Source organism: Arthrobacter sp. TMP15, from assembly GCF_039529835.1.
In the GTDB taxonomy this organism is placed as follows: Bacteria; Actinomycetota; Actinomycetes; order Actinomycetales; family Micrococcaceae; genus Specibacter.
The window spans coordinates 426,009-441,811 of sequence record NZ_CP154262.1; the positions used below are offsets into that span (position 1 = coordinate 426,009).

Consider the following 15,803-nt stretch of genomic DNA (forward strand, 5'->3'; position numbering starts at 1 on the left):
GCCAAACTGGCGACGGCGTATGAAACTTCATACGCCGTCGCCAGTTTGGCACGCCCTCGGGTCGCGGAACAGCTAGCGGCGAGCCCCCTTGCGACGGGAGGCAGCGGCAATCCCAACACCGGCACCGACCAAGACAAGCGCGCCTAGACCCAGCGGAAGCGCGGTGGCTCCAGTGGAGGCGAGATTACCTGAGCCGTTGGGGCCGGCGTCAGAGCCAGCACCAGCGCCTGGGCTTGCACCGGCCGTAGCGCCCGGATTTGCAGGTGCTGTAGTCGGTACTTCTGCGGCGGAGGTCACCGGGATGGTGATCGGCAACCGTGCGTAAGTGCCGGCATCGGTGGTGATGGTGAAGCGCCCGGCGTTCAGCTCCTGCGGAACCGTAAAGTTCAGCGTCGCTGCGCCGTCGCTCACGGGGAAGCTGCCAAGCTCCGCCGGCAGCACCGCTGCGGCCAGAACTGCAAAACCAGTCCCGCCACCACTACCAGCTGGCTCATAGCGCACCGTTACCTTGGTGGATTTGGTCACTCCCAGGGAGGTTAGATCCAACTTCGCCAGGCCAATGCTCAGCTTCTGACCTGCGCTAACTGTGGCAGGAGCATCGATGACGTCCACGCCGCGGCGGGAAAAGTCCGGCGCAATGGGTGCGGTGATGGACTTCTCGCTGAGGTAGGCAATCCAAGCGTCCCTGTCAATGAGGCCGGAATCCTTGGTGTTGGCTCCGTCGCTAAACACACGGAAGTTATCCCCGCCCGTTACCAGGAAGCCGAACGTGCCCACACGGTAGGAACGCTCAAGTTCCAGCGGTGCACCGTTGATGACCACGGAGGTGATGTGATCGCCGAGCTCACGGGTGGAATCGTAGGTGTAGTCCATATTGTCGGACAGGCCGAGGTTCAGGAACGGGCGGCTGGGGATGGTGCCGTCAGCGTTGGTCTGCCACTGCTGCTCCAGCATGGTCTTCACCTGGGCTCCGGTGAGGGAGGTTGTGTACAGATTGTTCACGAACGGAAGCACGGCGTTGGCATTGCCGTAACTGATAACGCCGTCGGCAACGCCCTCGTTCTTGTACAGCAGATCCGCGCGGAGCCCGCCTGGATTGACGACGCCGATCTCAGCTCCGCCGGTTTGCTCCGCCTTGAGTGCCTCCAAGAGGGCGTTGCCCACCAGGTTGCCCAGTGCGGATTCGCTGGCACGGTCGTCACGGGAGTACTTGCCGGTGACAGGATCGAAGGTCTGCGCCGTGGTGATGTCGGCGGTGATCTCGCCTACAGGAACGCTGCCTGCAACCTTGGCGTCAGCCAAAGCCTTGTTAACAATGGCCTGGACTTCTTTCACTCGCGGGAACTCGGCCGCGAGAGCTGCATCGTCCTCTGTGGTGCGGGGAATAATCTGCTGCGCGTAGGCGGTCACCGCATTGGTGTCTGCATCGACGAACAGCTGAACCTGGCCAATGTTCTCCCCGTAGCTCCCGGTTTGGAGGATGGGGCGGGTTTTCAGGGCTGCATCAGCTGAAACGCCGGGGATGGGTGCATCCCACGCGTACTGTTTGTGCGTGTGGCCGGTGAAGATGGCGTTGACCAGCGGACTGGTGTTATTGACGATGTTGGCGAATGCGCCACCGCCGGCAACTTCCTCTTCAAAGGTTGCGCCGTTGGGTGTGCCTTCGCCGGCTCCTTCATGGAATTCGGCCACGATGACATCGGCGAGCTTGCCGTCGGCGATCTTCTTGGCCACACGGTTCACAGCCTCAACAGGATCGCCGAACTCCAGCTGGGAGATCCCCGCTGGGGTCACCAACGTGGGCGTTTCTTGCGTAATGGCCCCAATGACAGCCACCTTCACACCGTTCACGGTGATGATCTTGTACTCATCAAGCACCGGGGTAGTGGTGCCCTTGGCGTACACATTCGCGCCCAGGTAGTTCCACTTGGCGGCCTCGGTTACGCGCCCGTCAAGATCGGTATAGCCCTTGTCGAACTCATGATTTCCGACGGCGGATGCGTCAAGTCCCAGCGCGTTCAGCACATCGATTGTGGGCTTGTCTTCCTGTGAGGCAGAAGCGAACAAGCTGGCACCTATGTTGTCACCGGCCGCTAGAAATGCTGTGTTGGCATCGCCTGAGGCCGCGCGCAGTTGCTCCACCGTACCGGCAAACTTCACAGTGTTTTTATCGATGCGGCCATGGAAATCGTTGATGTTCAACAAGTTGATTTCCTTGGTGCCCACCGGCTGCATGGACATGTTCAGGCCTACCAGCACGGGATCGTGGTCGGAGGCGGAGAACTGATCCGGTGTGTAGAAGTTGGTGATATTGGTGTTGTACCGGCTGTAGCCCATGGCGACAGATTCGGCAGAGTTGATGTTCCAGATATCGGCGCCTGTGATAAGTGAATTAGCGGCAGGAGAGGCCAAGATGTGATCCAGCGAGCCAACCATGCCACCGTAGCTGTAGGAGTGCTTGCCCGTTTTAGAGTTCTGGCCCACATAGCCGGCATCTTTCATGACCATGATGGGATCTTCAAAACCGTAGGCATTGAAGTCACCCATCAGCAGCACCTTGTTGGTTTCCTGCACCTGCTGCAAGTCGGCGGAAAACTTTACCAAGGCCGTGGCCTGTGCGGTACGTGCCTTGTTGGAGTTTCCTTGGCCCTCATCGTTATCGCCTGGGAGGGCGGAACCCTTGGACTTGAAGTGGTTGACAATCAACAGGAGCTTGGTGGAGTCAGCGGCTCCGATCAGCTTGAAGGACTGAGCCAGCGGTTGGCGGGCCACACCCGTGAAAGCCGCATCGTCCAAGATCACTGAGTCACCGACGGGTACGGCAACGTTTTTCTTATAAATGAACCCGGTGCGGATGACATCTTCGTTAGCTAATGCGGGGCGTGTGGCCGGAGACTTGGCGAAGGCCCACGTATCCGGAGTCTTTTCATTCAGGGCTGCAACCAACAGGGACATGGCGTTGTCGCGGTCCTTGGAGAACTTGGCGGAGTTTTCCACTTCTTCCAGGGAAAGAACATCGGCTCCTGAAGCGGTGATTCCGGCAACGATCTTGTCTTGTTGCCGTATGAGGTTCGCCGCGTCTGCGGCACCGCGCTGCGGGCAGCCCGTCCGGACTGAGATGTTGTTTCCATCCCGATCTGAGTAGAACTGGCAGCTAGGGTTTTGATCGCCCGTGGTGGGGAAGTAGTTCTGCACATTGAACGAGGCAACTTTCAAGTTACCGCCAACGGCGATTGGTGCGGCTGCACGGGTGTTGCCGAACGCGATGGGCTGCACGGTACCCGCATTTTCGGGGGTAAGGGCCTCCAGCGGCTGGAATTTATAGGCGTTGTTGCGATTGTCAAAAATGACAGGAGCAATGAATTCAGACGTGGAGCCAACCCGCATGGGGGTGGCGTGGCTGAGCCACGGAAGTGGCGATGAGGAGCCAGGAGATTTCAGGAAACCCGTACTGGCTCCGTCGTCGAGCCTGATGGATCGGGCAGCATTCTCGGCAACCGTGGCCTCGTAAGCAGAGGATCCAAAAGGAGCCACGGCTGTGGGCTGAACCAAGGCTGTGGTTCCCGTGGCCAGGCCCAGTTCGCCGTAGTTGTTGAGGGAGTAGTTGTCGGTAATGGTGAACTCGCCCTGCGGGGCCACCAGCATGCCTTCGAGGGTTTCACGTCCGGTATCAGTAGCCGGAACCGCAATGACTGCGGCCTTGACGGCTACCGCAGCTTCGGTCAGCGGTGTCATACCGCCGTCGGGGACATCGATCTCCGTTGTTGTGTTGGCGTCTTTGGCACCTCCAAATTCCTTGACGAGGCCAGTAACTTTTACGTAGTCACCAACTTTCACTGAACCAACAGTGGCAGGAGAGTAAACGAACACGGCCTCGGATGCCTTGTGGGTGGCCAGATCAAGGTCACCGCCGGTGCCGGGGGTCTGGATGAAGTAGCCGCTGAAGCCGCCGGTGGGGTAAGCCGCGGTGACTATGCCCTTGGTGGTGACATTGGTGCCTTCCAATGGGCTCTTGGCGCCTTCGCCCTGGATCTCGGCGATGGTCTTGGACCCGGAGTCATCGGGTTCCGGGAGTGGTTCACTGCCGCCCTGCGTACCTGTGGGGCTGGGATCTTGTTTGCTGAAGTCAGCCGTGTTGTTGTCTGTGTCGGCGAAGGTGGTGCGGTTTAACGATGTGGTGACGCTGGCTGCCGGGGCTGCCGCGGTCTCAAAGGTGTTGGAGGGTCCATAGCCCAAAAGATCCACTACGTTGGCAACGTCAATCAGCGAGCCGGTGGCAAGATCAGCCGGCAGTTTCTCAGCCTTGTCGGAGAGGATCAGCGTGCCACCCTTACCGGAGAAGGCAAAGCTGCTGGAGTCTGAATCGACGGCGGGCAATTCCCTGCCGGCGTCTGCGTTGGAGTTACCTTTGATCAGGTAGTAATCATTGGCCTTGATGGTCCCGGAAAGCGCAGTGAGGCCGGTAGGCGCCACTGTTCCCGTTGCTGAACGGTACTGCAACGACCAGCCGTCAAGGCTGATATCCGCCTCGGTGGGGTTGTACAGTTCAACGAACTTATTTTTATAGACGGCGTTGGTACTGCCGCCATTGAGATATGCCTCGTTGATCACCACAGCAGGTGCGGTGGCGGATAGGGCGGCGGCTGCGGCCGGTGGCTCTGCCGAAGGGACGGCTGAGGGGAGGGGCTCGCTTGGCTTAAGCTCCGACGTCGTGCTGTCAGGGCTTGCAGGTTCACCAGTAGCCATAGCGGGTGAGACTGCCAATGGTGCCGCGGCTAGACCAAACGCCAGGAGGGCGCCCAATCCTGCCTTGATAAGGGTATTGCTCGTCATGTCTCCAACTCTCGAAAGTGCGGCACGTCCTTGTGCCATGAGTGATGATGAACCACAGTTCTCGATTAAGGAAAAAATGCGAACTAATCCCCCGACCAATCCTGCAGGAACGTGTTTGAGCTAAACACATAGAGGTGAGTCAGTCATGAACGGAACCTTGCGGTCAAGTAAACCCTGCATGGTTGTTAGGAATTGGTTGTGATTGTCAACGAACGTGAGTTTGCCTAGGGGTTAAATGAGCCAGTGTTCGATTGCCTGACCTTTGGGCTAGGACGTGATTGGGGGTCCTCGGGCCGGGTCCTCAGACCAGGCGGCAGGCGCGTACCAGATAAAGAAAAAGGGAAGCAATCTCATGAAGAGATTGCTTCCCTTTTTACGCGCGGAAGGTAAGAGATTCGAACTCTTGGTACGGGGTTACCGCACACTGGTTTTCAAGACCAGCTCCATCGGCCGCTCGGACAACCTTCCTTACCCTAGTAGTGTTTCATAAGCAGGGCCGAGCTACCAAAATGAACGCCGGCAGGGCTAAGCATCACAGGTACTTAAGGGCAACGGAGAAGGTCATGAGGGCAATTTTTACAACGGGCGCAGGTGGGCCTGAGGTTCTGACACTGGCTGAGACGCCAGGACCGGTCCCGGGGGTCGGCGAGGTGCTTATTGATGTGATTGCCGCTGGAATCAACCGCGCTGACGTGCAACAACGGCGTGGTTTTTACCCTCCTCCGCCAGGCGCCTCAGAGATTTTGGGCCTTGAAGTGTCAGGCCGGATTGCCGGTTTTGGTCCGAATGTCACCAAGCCGTTTAGCGTGGGTGAGAAGGTTGTGGCGTTGCTCACAGGTGGCGGGTATGCGGGTCAAGTAGCTGTCCCGGCGGGGCAGGTCTTGTCATTGCCGGAAGGCATCGATGTCATTTCTGCTGCAGCATTGCCGGAGGTTGCCGCCACGGTGCACTCGAACCTGTTCATGACAGCGCAGCTTCAGCGCGGGGAGTGCGTGCTCATTCACGGCGGCGCCGGTGGCATCGGCGCCATGGCCATCCAGTTGGCTAAAGCCGCAGGCGCCCACGTTATCGCTACAGCCGGCAGCGATGAGAAAGTTGCCATGCTCACGGGCTATCTCGGGGCCGATCTGGCGATTAACTACCGCAGCGAAGACTTCGTGGAACGTGTCAATGAATTCACCGCTGGACTGGGTGCAAACGTCATCCTGGATGTTGTGGGAGCCAAATATTTGGCCCGGAACGTTGCCTCGCTGGCCACCTATGGTCGCTTGGTGGTCATTGGACTGCAGGGAGGGGCGACGGCGGAGCTGAACTTGGGAGCGCTGCTCACCAAACGCGCGGCCATCATTGGTACCACACTGCGGGCCCGCTCCGTTGAGGAGAAAACAACCATCATGGAAGGCGTGCGCGAAAATGTGTGGCCGCTGATGAGCAGTGGGGCAGTCAAACCCATGGTGGATAAAACATTTCCGCTGGCCCAAGTGGCAGCCGCGCACGAGTACTTTGATTCGGGGGAGCACGTGGGCAAGGTACTTCTAACGCTCTAGGACTTCTCCGTTAGTGACCAGGCTTCGTAAGCTTTTTGTGAACAGAAGCGTTTGCGCGTGATGTCCGGCGTCCTGGTGCCGGCACCAAGGTGGGGCTATGAAACGGGAACACCACAGGTTGCCGCTCCCAATGATTAGTTGTGCAAATTCCCGGTGGCGCTGGAAGCGAAGAGTTGATACGTGTTAAAGACTCAGCGAAGGCGCTTGAGCTCACACCGAACAGCGTAGAGAAATGCTGGCAGCATCTGCGCCACCACTTTCACACTCGATATCAAAAAGGTTCAGGATCCAGACCGCGGGTCCCGAGTAACCATCGCTTTCGAGGATAAGCAGCCGTTCACCCAGCCGGTCCAGATACTTCATCTTTCAAGAAGATGACCTCCCGCCGTGATACCGGACGTTCACCCACTGTTACCACGGCGTCCGCTTCGTGTTGCCGATTTGGCTCATCCAGCTCTCTAATGTCGTGGGAGAACCGCGGCCCAAACAGGCGCCGCCAAACCTTAGAGGGGCAGCAATGACGGCAAACACCAACCAGCCAACATTTAGTCGGAGAGCGGCGCTGGGTGCCGCTGGAACATTGGGTGCGCTGGGCATCACTGTAGCGGCCGGATCCGAGAGCCATGCGGCACGCGGGCCCAAGCCTCCCAAGCCTAGCCTCGCGTTCCGCTCCAATGGCACCTTCAAGATTGTCCAGTTCAATGACACTCAGGACGACGAACGCACCGACCGCCGAACCATTGAACTCATGGAGCGCACCCTCGACGCGGAGAAGCCCGATTTTGTAGTCATCAATGGTGACGTGATCACTGGGGGCTGTGACAACGAACTGGAGGTGAAACAGGCGCTTAACCATGTGGTGCTGCCCATGGAACGGCGCAAGATTAACTGGGCTGTGACTTTCGGCAACCATGATGAGGACTCGCTTGAACATACTGGCATGACGGAAGCCAAGATGCTTGCCTTCCTGCAAAGCTACGAGTTCAACGTAAACGCAAACTCCACGCCGGGTCTCACTGGAACCTCCAATACACAGCTGCTCATCAAGTCAGCCAAATCCAAGGTGCCCGCCTTTGGCCTCTGGCTCATCGACACGGGGCGCTATGCGCCGGAGGCAATCAACGGGCAGAGCTTTGAGGGCTACCCCACCTGGGATTGGGTGCGCATGGACCAGGTCAACTGGTACCGGGAAATGTCCATGGCAACGGAGCGCAAATACGGGAAGAAGGTGCCGTCCCTGATGTGGGGCCACATCGCCCTGCACGAGCACCGCAACATGTGGTTTGCCAGCCTTGACTCACGCCAGGAATCAGACCACGCACGGGCGCTCACTCGGCACACCATCGTAGGCGAGCGCAACGAGGACGAGTGCCCGGGTCCCATCAACTCCGGATTGTTCAGTGCGTTTCTGGAGCGTGGGGACGTGCTGGGCTACTTTGTGGGCCACGACCACGTCAACACCTACATGGGCAATTACTATGGCGTCCAGCTGGGTTACGCGCCGGGAACCGGGTTCGGGGCTTACGGCCTCCCCGGAGCCGAGCGGAACCGCCTGCGCGGTGCGCGCGTGTTTGAGCTTGATGAGAACCACCCCGGCATTTACAAGGACACGCGGGTTGTCTTTGCCAAGGACTTCGGGATCGACCTGACCGCCAATGACCAGCCGATAGAGCCGCTCCCGTTAAGTCCTGGCCAGCGCTAGCCTTTTTGGCCTTCAGACAGGGCCCGTGGTGAGCTCCTGCCGCGGGCCCGGATGTGCAAGTGAGCCTTGAACTTTCATCCCGATCTGGTGTGAGGTTGTGAAGTGAGCTTGTGTGCCCTGTCACCTGAGTGCCGCTGGCGTCGGGTATTTGGTCAAAAGATCTGCCATAGCCTAGTGGTGAAAGTGGGAAACGATCACGCATTTCCGGGTGGTGCGGGTCAGGGGGCTGTGGCCCCAGAATGCGGGTGGCGGCCGTGGTGGCCCTCTTGGCGAGGTCATCCCCAATTCCGCACGCGTACAGTATTTTTCTTTCTATGCCGACGACGGCGATGTCGTGGTGTCCTTTTGCACTGTCGATTCCGTACCGCGACTAAATCGGCATTGCCGTTCAACACGACCAATTCGCTGGCGTGGAGCAACACTCGGCTTTCTTAGAAGGCCACGCTGGCCGGCGCAGGCTCTGCATTATTGGGATGATTCTGGGCGTTGCCCATGACACTGAGCTCGGCGAAGGAATCAACCTCGGGAACGCGAACCATGTGGTTGCGGCGGAACCAACCGCACAGCCCCGTGAAGCCTCCCCCGTCGTACACCTGTCGGCTTCAACGCGCGAGCGGCTGAACACGATCGCGCTGACGCCGGCAGACTTGAGACTGACGTACCGGATCCTTCCCGGTCGGAGCACCATGGCGCACCTCGGGACGCCGTCATACTCGCCTGGTAGCTGGTCAAAGATTCTTTCCTGAGTGTGCCGGCGTTTCTTTGGTGGACCAGGATCCGGACTTTACCTGTGCCCCAAGCCAAACCCAGCCAAGCCAAACCCAGCCCTGGAGAGTTGCACAATATTCAACTGCTGAGCTCACCAAAATCGTCACTCGTGTTCCTATCCTCGTCATCTCAGCTATGCCGTTGCGGTGGAGCAGTGCCAAAACAAAAAACTGCCCGGGGTATGTAGCCCACTGCCCGTCATATGGTGTTGAATCCAAGGGGGCGCTACTGGCTGACATGTTTTCCGCACAACGCGGCTCCCCGATGCTGCCTTGATTGCAAGTGCTGATCCGGAGGACTTTGGTTCCGCCCTTCGTTGCGGCTGCCCACCCTGCAATGCGTCATTCGGCGCTAAAAAACTGCCGCTGGGCGATCAGTGCATTAAGCGTGAGTGACATACGCCATGTGGTGCGAACCACACTGCTACCCTCAAATCGCCGTAGTTATGTCTTAACGTAGGGAAAATCATGACAATTCCGTCAAACAGGACCGCCAATGAAGACGATGTCCTGGTCCAAGATCCGAATCTGCCACCAGTGGCAGTGGATCTTGAAGCAGAGGCGGAAACGCACAAGTGGACCCCGCTGAAGATCGGCATTTGGGCGGCTATTGCACTGCTCGGTGGGGTTGCATGGGTGATGCTGGCCGTGGTGCGCGGCGAAAGTGTCAACGCTATCTGGTTTGTGTTCGCTGCAGTGTGTACGTACCTGATTGCTTACCGCTTCTATTCCAAAGTCATTGAGAAGTTTCTCCTTAAACCCAATGACAAGCGTGCCACCCCGGCAGAATACAAAGCAGACGGGAAGGACTTTGTTCCGACTGACCGCAACGTACTTTTTGGTCACCATTTTGCCGCAATCGCCGGGGCGGGGCCCCTCGTTGGCCCCATTCTGGCAGCCCAGATGGGTTACCTGCCCGGCACTATCTGGATCATCGTCGGCGTCGTCCTTGCTGGCGCAGTGCAGGATTACCTGGTCCTCTTCTTCTCCATGCGTCGCGGTGGACGCTCACTGGGCCAGATGGCCCGTGAAGAACTTGGTGTTATTGGCGGAACCGCGGCCCTGATCGCCACCTTGTTGATCATGATCATCATTGTGGCCATCTTGGCCCTTGTGGTTGTCAATGCGCTGGGCGAATCCCCATGGGGTGTGTTCTCCGTGTCGATGACCATCCCGATCGCCTTGTTCATGGGCGTTTACCTGCGCTACCTGCGCCCGGGCAAGATCATGGAAGTCTCCCTGATCGGTGTGGTCCTGCTGCTGGCCGCAATCATTGGCGGCGGCGTCGTTGCCCATACCGAATGGGGTGCAGCGTTCTTCCACCTTGACCGCACCACGCTGGCCTGGGCCATCATCATCTATGGTTTCATTGCCGCAATCCTGCCGGTCTGGCTGTTGCTCGCCCCGCGTGACTACCTCTCTACGTTCATGAAAATCGGCACTATCGTCATGCTGGCCGGCTCCATTGTGCTGGTCCGTCCCACCATCAACGTCCCGGCGTTCAGCGAGTTTGCTTCACGCTCTGACGGCCCGGTCTTCTCCGGCTCTTTGTTCCCGTTCCTCTTCGTCACCATCGCTTGCGGGGCACTCTCCGGCTTCCACGCCTTGATCGCCTCGGGCACCACCCCAAAACTAATCGAGAAGGAACGCCAGGCTCGCTACATTGGCTATGGCGGCATGCTCATGGAATCCTTTGTGGCCATCATGGCGTTGGTTGCTGCGCTATCGATCGACCGTGGCATCTACTTTGCGATGAACTCCTCCGGTGCGGCTACCGGGGGCACCATCGAGGGAGCCGCGGCATTCGTGAACTCGCTGGGGCTTACCGGGGTACAGGTTGATGCGGCCACGCTTGCCCAAACAGCGTCCGACGTCGGCGAACAGTCAATTGTTTCTCGCACCGGCGGTGCGCCAACCCTCGCCGTGGGGCTGGCTCACATCATGCAGCAGGTGGCCGGCGGCAAGGCAATGATGAGCTTTTGGTACCACTTCGCCATCATGTTTGAGGCGTTGTTCATCCTCACGGCAGTTGACGCCGGAACCCGTGTGGCCCGCTTCATGCTCCAGGATTCCATTGGTAACTTTGTCCCCAAGTTCAAGGACACCTCATGGCGGCTTGGTTCCTGGATTACCACCGCCATTATGGTGGCCGGATGGGGCGCCATCTTGATCATGGGAGTCACCGATCCATTGGGTGGCATTAACACCTTGTTCCCGCTATTTGGTATTGCCAACCAGCTACTGGCCGCCATCGCCCTGGCGGTGTGCTTGGTGATTGTTTCCAAGAACACGCACGTGAAGTATCTGTGGATGGTGGCCCTGCCACTGGCGTTTGTCACAGTAGTTACAGTGGTGGCGTCCTTCCAAAAAATCTTCTCCACCGTTCCAGCCGTGGGCTATTGGGCGCAGCATAACGCTTTTAAGGCGGCGCTAGCTGATGGCAAAACCAGCTTCGGATCAGCCAAGAACGTTGAAGCCATGGAAGCCGTTGTGCGCAACACAGTTGTCCAGGGCAGCCTCTCGATCATCTTCGTGGTGCTCTCGCTCGTGGTAATTGCGACGGCGATCATGGTCACCATCCGCTCAATCCGGGCCGGGGCTGGGCCCAGCCTGGAGGATCCTGCGGTAGCTTCACGCATCTTTGCGCCAGCATCCATGACCCCCACATCAGCTGAAAAAGCCATCCTCAATCAGTGGGCCGACTCGGGTAAGCAATCTGTCACTTCCGGTCACTAACCATGGACATGTTGCGCAGCTCCTGGCAAGGTTTAGGGCTTGTGGCTAAGTATCTCAAGGGAGTCCTTGGCGAGGATTTGTATGAGAAATACCTGGACCATCACCGTGCCAGCGGCTGCGCAACTGCACCCATGAGCGTTAAGGAATTCTGGCGAGATAAGACCGATCGCCAGGAAGCCAACCCTGAAGGACGATGCTGTTGAGGTCGCTAATACATGACGTGGACCGGATTCTGCGGGCCCGTGAGAGACTAACAGCATGAACAAAAAGGGGCAGATACCGGCCAGTGAAGACGGCGCTGTGGGCAAAGTCATTGACAGTTCACTAGTTGTTGGACAGGACAGCGGGGCAGTGGAAAACGCTGCGAAACCGCCCGTCCCAAACAGGTCCGCAGACAAGCCGGCAAGTGTTGCTGACATGGTGGATCAGCCAGCCAAAGTGCTGCGTATCGGCACAATGGTCAAGCAACTCCTCGAAGAGGTCAAGAGCGCACCCTTGGACGACGCCGCCCGGGCCCGGCTGGCGCAAATTCATCACACCTCCATCAAGGAGCTTGAGGACGGACTGGCCCCGGAGCTGGTTGATGAGCTGCACCGCCTCAGCTTGCCGTTCACGGATACAAGTGCGCCGTCGGATGCCGAACTGCGCATTGCCCAGGCGCAGTTGGTTGGCTGGCTTGAGGGGTTGTTTCACGGTATTCAAACAGCGCTGGCCGCCCAGGCGATGGCCAACCAGCAAACCGCAGCACGTCTTGCTCTGCATCAGCTTCCGCCCGGCACCATGATCGCACCCGGTGTGATTGTGGGAGAAAACGGCGAACCACAGCGTGCCTCGGGAGCCCAGAACGGGCCCCTTGGCGGCTATTCAGAGACGGGCCGCCCGGATTCAGGCGGACCTGGACAGTACCTCTAACGGGGATGTTAAAGGGACTTTTTTCGGCAGCCCGCCAAACCAAGCGCGATGACGTGGAACTTGGCAGGGGTGTTTGGCGCCGTGCTCATGACAGATTCCGGCGAGGCTTGGATCGTTTCCACCAAATGCTGGAGGGGCTAGAAGAAGCCGGAGCCGCACCTGGCCAGTCAAACGACCTGGCCGCTGGAAACTATCAAGCCTTGGTGATTGTGGCTAATGGACTCGCGGAACTATTACCCGTGGTGCGCAGCATTGCCGCAAAAGCCCAAGCTGCAGGCCCCAGCGAAGCAATGGAGATCCCCCTCGGCACCGGCGGCTACCTCAATGATGTGCACCGTGAACTTTCGCGTGCTGGCAATGCCCTCGCGGCCGCAGCGGAGGCGGTAGCTTTGGTGAGACTGGGTGTGGGTGAGGGTTCCGGCGTCGAACTTAAAGCAACAATTGTGTACAGGCACGTACAACGGGCGCAGGACTTGCTTGAATCCGGACCACACACAGGGACGTAGCATCCGCTCAAGAGCCTAGAGATTAGCGTCACACTTTGTAAAGGGTAAGGTTAGCTTGTCCTATTATGAATTAGGATTGATAGTTGTACGCTAATTTTGATTCCCCCGATGGAAGGCTCCCCATGAAGTCCTGGTTCACCAAGCAACAACTGAGCAAGAGCGTATTGACTGCGCTGGCCGGCGTATCCGTTGTGGCATTGGCCGCATGCAGTGGCGGCTCCACCCCCGCAGCCAGCGATGGTGCTAACGGCAGTGCGGGCGCGTCAACTGACACCATTACCGTGTACAACGCTCAGCACGAGTCCTTGACTCAGGCGTGGGTGGACGCGTTCACTAAGGAAACCGGCATCAAGGTCACCCTCCGTCAGGGCAGTGACTTGGAATTGAGCAATCAGATTATTGCTGAGGGGGACAAGTCCCCGGCGGATGTTTTCCTTACCGAAAATTCACCGGCCATGACGCAACTTGAGAATGCAAACCTGTTCGCTGTCATCAGCGCCAAGGTCCAGGAGCAGGTGCCCGCAGAGTACCGTCCCTCCACGAACAAGTGGGCAGGTATTGCTGCTCGCAGCACGGTTTTCGCGTATGACAAAAACAAGTTGGATGAGGCCACGCTGCCCAAGTCCATCATGGACCTGGCCAATCCCGAATGGAAGGGTCGTTGGGCAGCGTCACCCTCCGGTGCGGACTTCCAAGCCATTGTTTCGGCAATGCTGGAACTCAAGGGCGAGGATGACACGCTTGCATGGTTGAAGGCCATGAAGGAAAACTCCACGGCCATCAAGGGCAACAGTGCCGCCATGAAGGCTGTCAATGCCGGCACCGTTGATGGGGCCGTGATCTACCACTACTACTTGTTTGGTGACCAGAACAAGACCGGCGAGAACTCCAAAAATGTTGCGCTGCACTACTTCAAGAATGAAGACCCGGGCGCCTTCGTATCCATTTCCGGTGGTGGCGTCTTGGCTTCTAGTGCGCACCAAGACAATGCCCAGAAATTCCTGGAATTTGTCACGGGCAAGGCCGGTCAGACCGTGTTGCAGACTGGCACGAGCTTTGAATACCCCGTTGGTTCGGACGTTGCAGCTAACAGCAAGCTGACACCGCTGGCTGATTTGCAGGCCCCGAAAATCGATCCCGCCAAGCTGAACTCAGCCAAAGTCACCGATCTGATGACGCAGGCTGGTCTACTCTAGTTCCAATGACTTCCCCAAAAAGTACGACGGCGGCCCGCAAGTTGGGCACCAAAATCCCACGTAACGCTGCTGGGGGCCGAGGCTCACGCCTCGGCCCCTGGCCCGTCGTCGTCTTTTGCCTTTTGATTGCTGCGTTCTCTCTACTGCCGCTGGGATTCGTGCTGTTCGCAACCATTGATGCAGGGTGGGAAACCATTGTGCCGTTGGTGTTTCGGGCGCGTGTAGGGGAACTACTTTTTAATACCGTTTTGCTGGTTGTGATCACTGTGCCGCTCTGTGTAGTGATCGGTGTGGGTGGGGCGTGGCTGGTAGAACGCACCAGTTTGGCCGGGCACAAGATCTGGGCGGTGTTGTTAGCGGCGCCGCTGGCCATCCCGGCGTTCGTGAACAGCTATGCCTGGATTAGTGCGATCCCCACATTAGGGGGAATTTTTGGTGGGGTGCTGATCTCGGTACTTTCCTATTTCCCGCTGGTGTACATTCCTGTTGCCGCCGTGCTGAGTCGTTTAGATCCTGCCTTGGAACAGTCCGCGGCCTCGCTGGGGCTAGGGCCTTGGCAGGTATTTTTTCGGGTTGTGTTGCCGCAATTGCGGTTAGCAACGGCTGGTGGAGCATTGCTGGTCTCGCTGCACTTGTTGGCCGAATACGGCGCTTTCGCCATGATCACTTTCGACACCTTCACCACGGCCATTTACGATCAATTCCGTTCCACTTTTAATGGCGCGGCGGCAAATATGCTGGCCAGTGTCCTTGTTGTCTTTTGTTTGCTGTTGCTGCTGGCTGAATCTAGGTCTCGCGGCAGCGCTCGTTACGCCCGTGTTGGTGGCGGGGTGCAGTCCAGCCCCAACCGCTGGACATTGGGCGGATTTCAGCTCCCTAGCCAGATAGCGCTGGTCGCGGTGAGTATCTTGGCTCTGGGGGTACCACTGTGGCACGTTGGCAGGTGGCTGATCGCTGGTGGAAGCGAGATTTGGGTTGGGGGTCCGCTCCTAGAGGCCCTCATGCAAACACTGGGCTACGGCCTAGCTGGCGCAGTCCTGACCACCGTGCTGGCTTTTCCACTTGCCTACCTGGTGATTCGCCATCCGGGACCCTTTAGCAAGGTCCTTGAAGCGGTTAACTACATATCCAGTTCCATGCCCGGAATTGTCGTGGCGCTAGCCTTGGTGACCATCACCATCCACAATATTCCAGCCATCTATCAAACCTCAGTGGTCCTCGTGGCTGCCTACGCCTTGTTGTTCATGCCACGGGCGCTGGTGAATCTGCGGGCTGGTTTAGCGCAGGCACCACGTGAACTTGACGAGGCCGCCCAAGCACTGGGCAAACCGCCACTGCTGGCATTCATCAAAGTCACCCTGCGGCTATCCGCCCCCGCCGCGGCCGGTGGAGCTGCGCTAGTATTTTTGGGCATCGTCAATGAACTCACCGCTACGTTACTGCTTGCCCCCAACGGCACCCGTACCCTGGCAACACAATTTTGGGCGCGAAGCAGCGAAATTGACTATGTGGGTGCGGCACCTTACGCACTGTTGATGATTTTGCTCTCGGCGCCCATGACGTACTTGCTCTTTGTGCAATCCAAGAAAGCTGCAGGCCAATGA

Annotated in this window: 10 protein-coding genes and 1 tRNA gene; 9 read left to right on the forward strand and 2 right to left on the reverse strand. The window is 58.3% G+C overall.

The genetic code is table 11. The features are described 5' to 3' along the window. Nucleotides 1–72: 72 nt before the first annotated feature. Together AAFM46_RS01915 and AAFM46_RS01920 are read right to left on the reverse strand one after the other, a co-directional pair. The gene (locus tag AAFM46_RS01915) at nucleotides 73–4,833 is read right to left on the reverse strand and encodes an ExeM/NucH family extracellular endonuclease (RefSeq protein ID WP_343319220.1); all 4,761 of its coding nucleotides are present in this window, start codon (nucleotides 4,831–4,833) and stop codon (nucleotides 73–75) included. Between the two features lie 380 nt (nucleotides 4,834–5,213). Beyond that, nucleotides 5,214–5,301 (reverse strand) — tRNA-Ser (locus AAFM46_RS01920). A gap of 95 nt (nucleotides 5,302–5,396) precedes the next feature. On the opposite strand from AAFM46_RS01920, the gene AAFM46_RS01925 reads away from it, so the two are divergent. From AAFM46_RS01925 to AAFM46_RS01965, 9 genes are all read left to right on the forward strand, one after another. After that, nucleotides 5,397–6,380 (forward strand): NAD(P)H-quinone oxidoreductase, encoded by a 984-nt coding sequence (locus AAFM46_RS01925; protein WP_343319221.1) that lies wholly within the window; start codon nucleotides 5,397–5,399, stop codon nucleotides 6,378–6,380. A 517-nt stretch (nucleotides 6,381–6,897) separates the two neighbouring features. Beyond that, the gene (locus AAFM46_RS01930) at nucleotides 6,898–8,082 is read left to right on the forward strand and encodes a metallophosphoesterase family protein (protein WP_343319223.1); all 1,185 of its coding nucleotides are present in this window, start codon (nucleotides 6,898–6,900) and stop codon (nucleotides 8,080–8,082) included. A 410-nt stretch (nucleotides 8,083–8,492) separates the two neighbouring features. Further along, nucleotides 8,493–8,828, forward strand: coding sequence for a hypothetical protein (locus AAFM46_RS01935; protein WP_343319224.1), 336 nt, complete (start codon nucleotides 8,493–8,495; stop codon nucleotides 8,826–8,828). Nucleotides 8,829–9,317: 489 nt separating this feature from the next. Beyond that, complete coding sequence (locus tag AAFM46_RS01940; protein ID WP_343319225.1) at nucleotides 9,318–11,585, forward strand: carbon starvation CstA family protein; 2,268 nt, start codon at nucleotides 9,318–9,320, stop codon at nucleotides 11,583–11,585. 41 nt (nucleotides 11,586–11,626) lie between these two features. Continuing rightward, nucleotides 11,627–11,788 (forward strand): YbdD/YjiX family protein, encoded by a 162-nt coding sequence (locus AAFM46_RS01945; RefSeq protein WP_343319226.1) that lies wholly within the window; start codon nucleotides 11,627–11,629, stop codon nucleotides 11,786–11,788. Nucleotides 11,789–11,843: 55 nt separating this feature from the next. After that, a complete protein-coding gene (locus tag AAFM46_RS01950) occupies nucleotides 11,844–12,497 on the forward strand; it encodes a bacterial proteasome activator family protein (RefSeq protein WP_283531403.1) in 654 nt (217 codons plus the stop codon). A gap of 5 nt (nucleotides 12,498–12,502) precedes the next feature. Then, nucleotides 12,503–13,003 (forward strand): hypothetical protein, encoded by a 501-nt coding sequence (locus tag AAFM46_RS01955; protein WP_343319228.1) that lies wholly within the window; start codon nucleotides 12,503–12,505, stop codon nucleotides 13,001–13,003. A 122-nt stretch (nucleotides 13,004–13,125) separates the two neighbouring features. Beyond that, nucleotides 13,126–14,199 (forward strand): iron ABC transporter substrate-binding protein, encoded by a 1,074-nt coding sequence (locus AAFM46_RS01960; RefSeq protein ID WP_343319230.1) that lies wholly within the window; start codon nucleotides 13,126–13,128, stop codon nucleotides 14,197–14,199. Between the two features lie 5 nt (nucleotides 14,200–14,204). Continuing rightward, a complete protein-coding gene (locus AAFM46_RS01965) occupies nucleotides 14,205–15,803 on the forward strand; it encodes an iron ABC transporter permease (protein WP_343319231.1) in 1,599 nt (532 codons plus the stop codon).

What these genes read in the sequence shown, in the direction of transcription:
- AAFM46_RS01915 (WP_343319220.1), bottom strand. Translation starts at nt 4,833, where the DNA reads ATGACGAGCAATACCCTTATCAAGGCAGGATTGGGCGCCCTCCTGGCG.
- AAFM46_RS01925 (WP_343319221.1), top strand. Translation starts at nt 5,397, where the DNA reads ATGAGGGCAATTTTTACAACGGGCGCAGGTGGGCCTGAGGTTCTGACA.
- AAFM46_RS01930 (WP_343319223.1), top strand. Translation starts at nt 6,898, where the DNA reads ATGACGGCAAACACCAACCAGCCAACATTTAGTCGGAGAGCGGCGCTG.
- AAFM46_RS01940 (WP_343319225.1), top strand. Translation starts at nt 9,318, where the DNA reads ATGACAATTCCGTCAAACAGGACCGCCAATGAAGACGATGTCCTGGTC.
- AAFM46_RS01950 (WP_283531403.1), top strand. Translation starts at nt 11,844, where the DNA reads ATGAACAAAAAGGGGCAGATACCGGCCAGTGAAGACGGCGCTGTGGGC.
- AAFM46_RS01955 (WP_343319228.1), top strand. Translation starts at nt 12,503, where the DNA reads ATGTTAAAGGGACTTTTTTCGGCAGCCCGCCAAACCAAGCGCGATGAC.
- AAFM46_RS01960 (WP_343319230.1), top strand. Translation starts at nt 13,126, where the DNA reads ATGAAGTCCTGGTTCACCAAGCAACAACTGAGCAAGAGCGTATTGACT.
- AAFM46_RS01965 (WP_343319231.1), top strand. Translation starts at nt 14,205, where the DNA reads ATGACTTCCCCAAAAAGTACGACGGCGGCCCGCAAGTTGGGCACCAAA.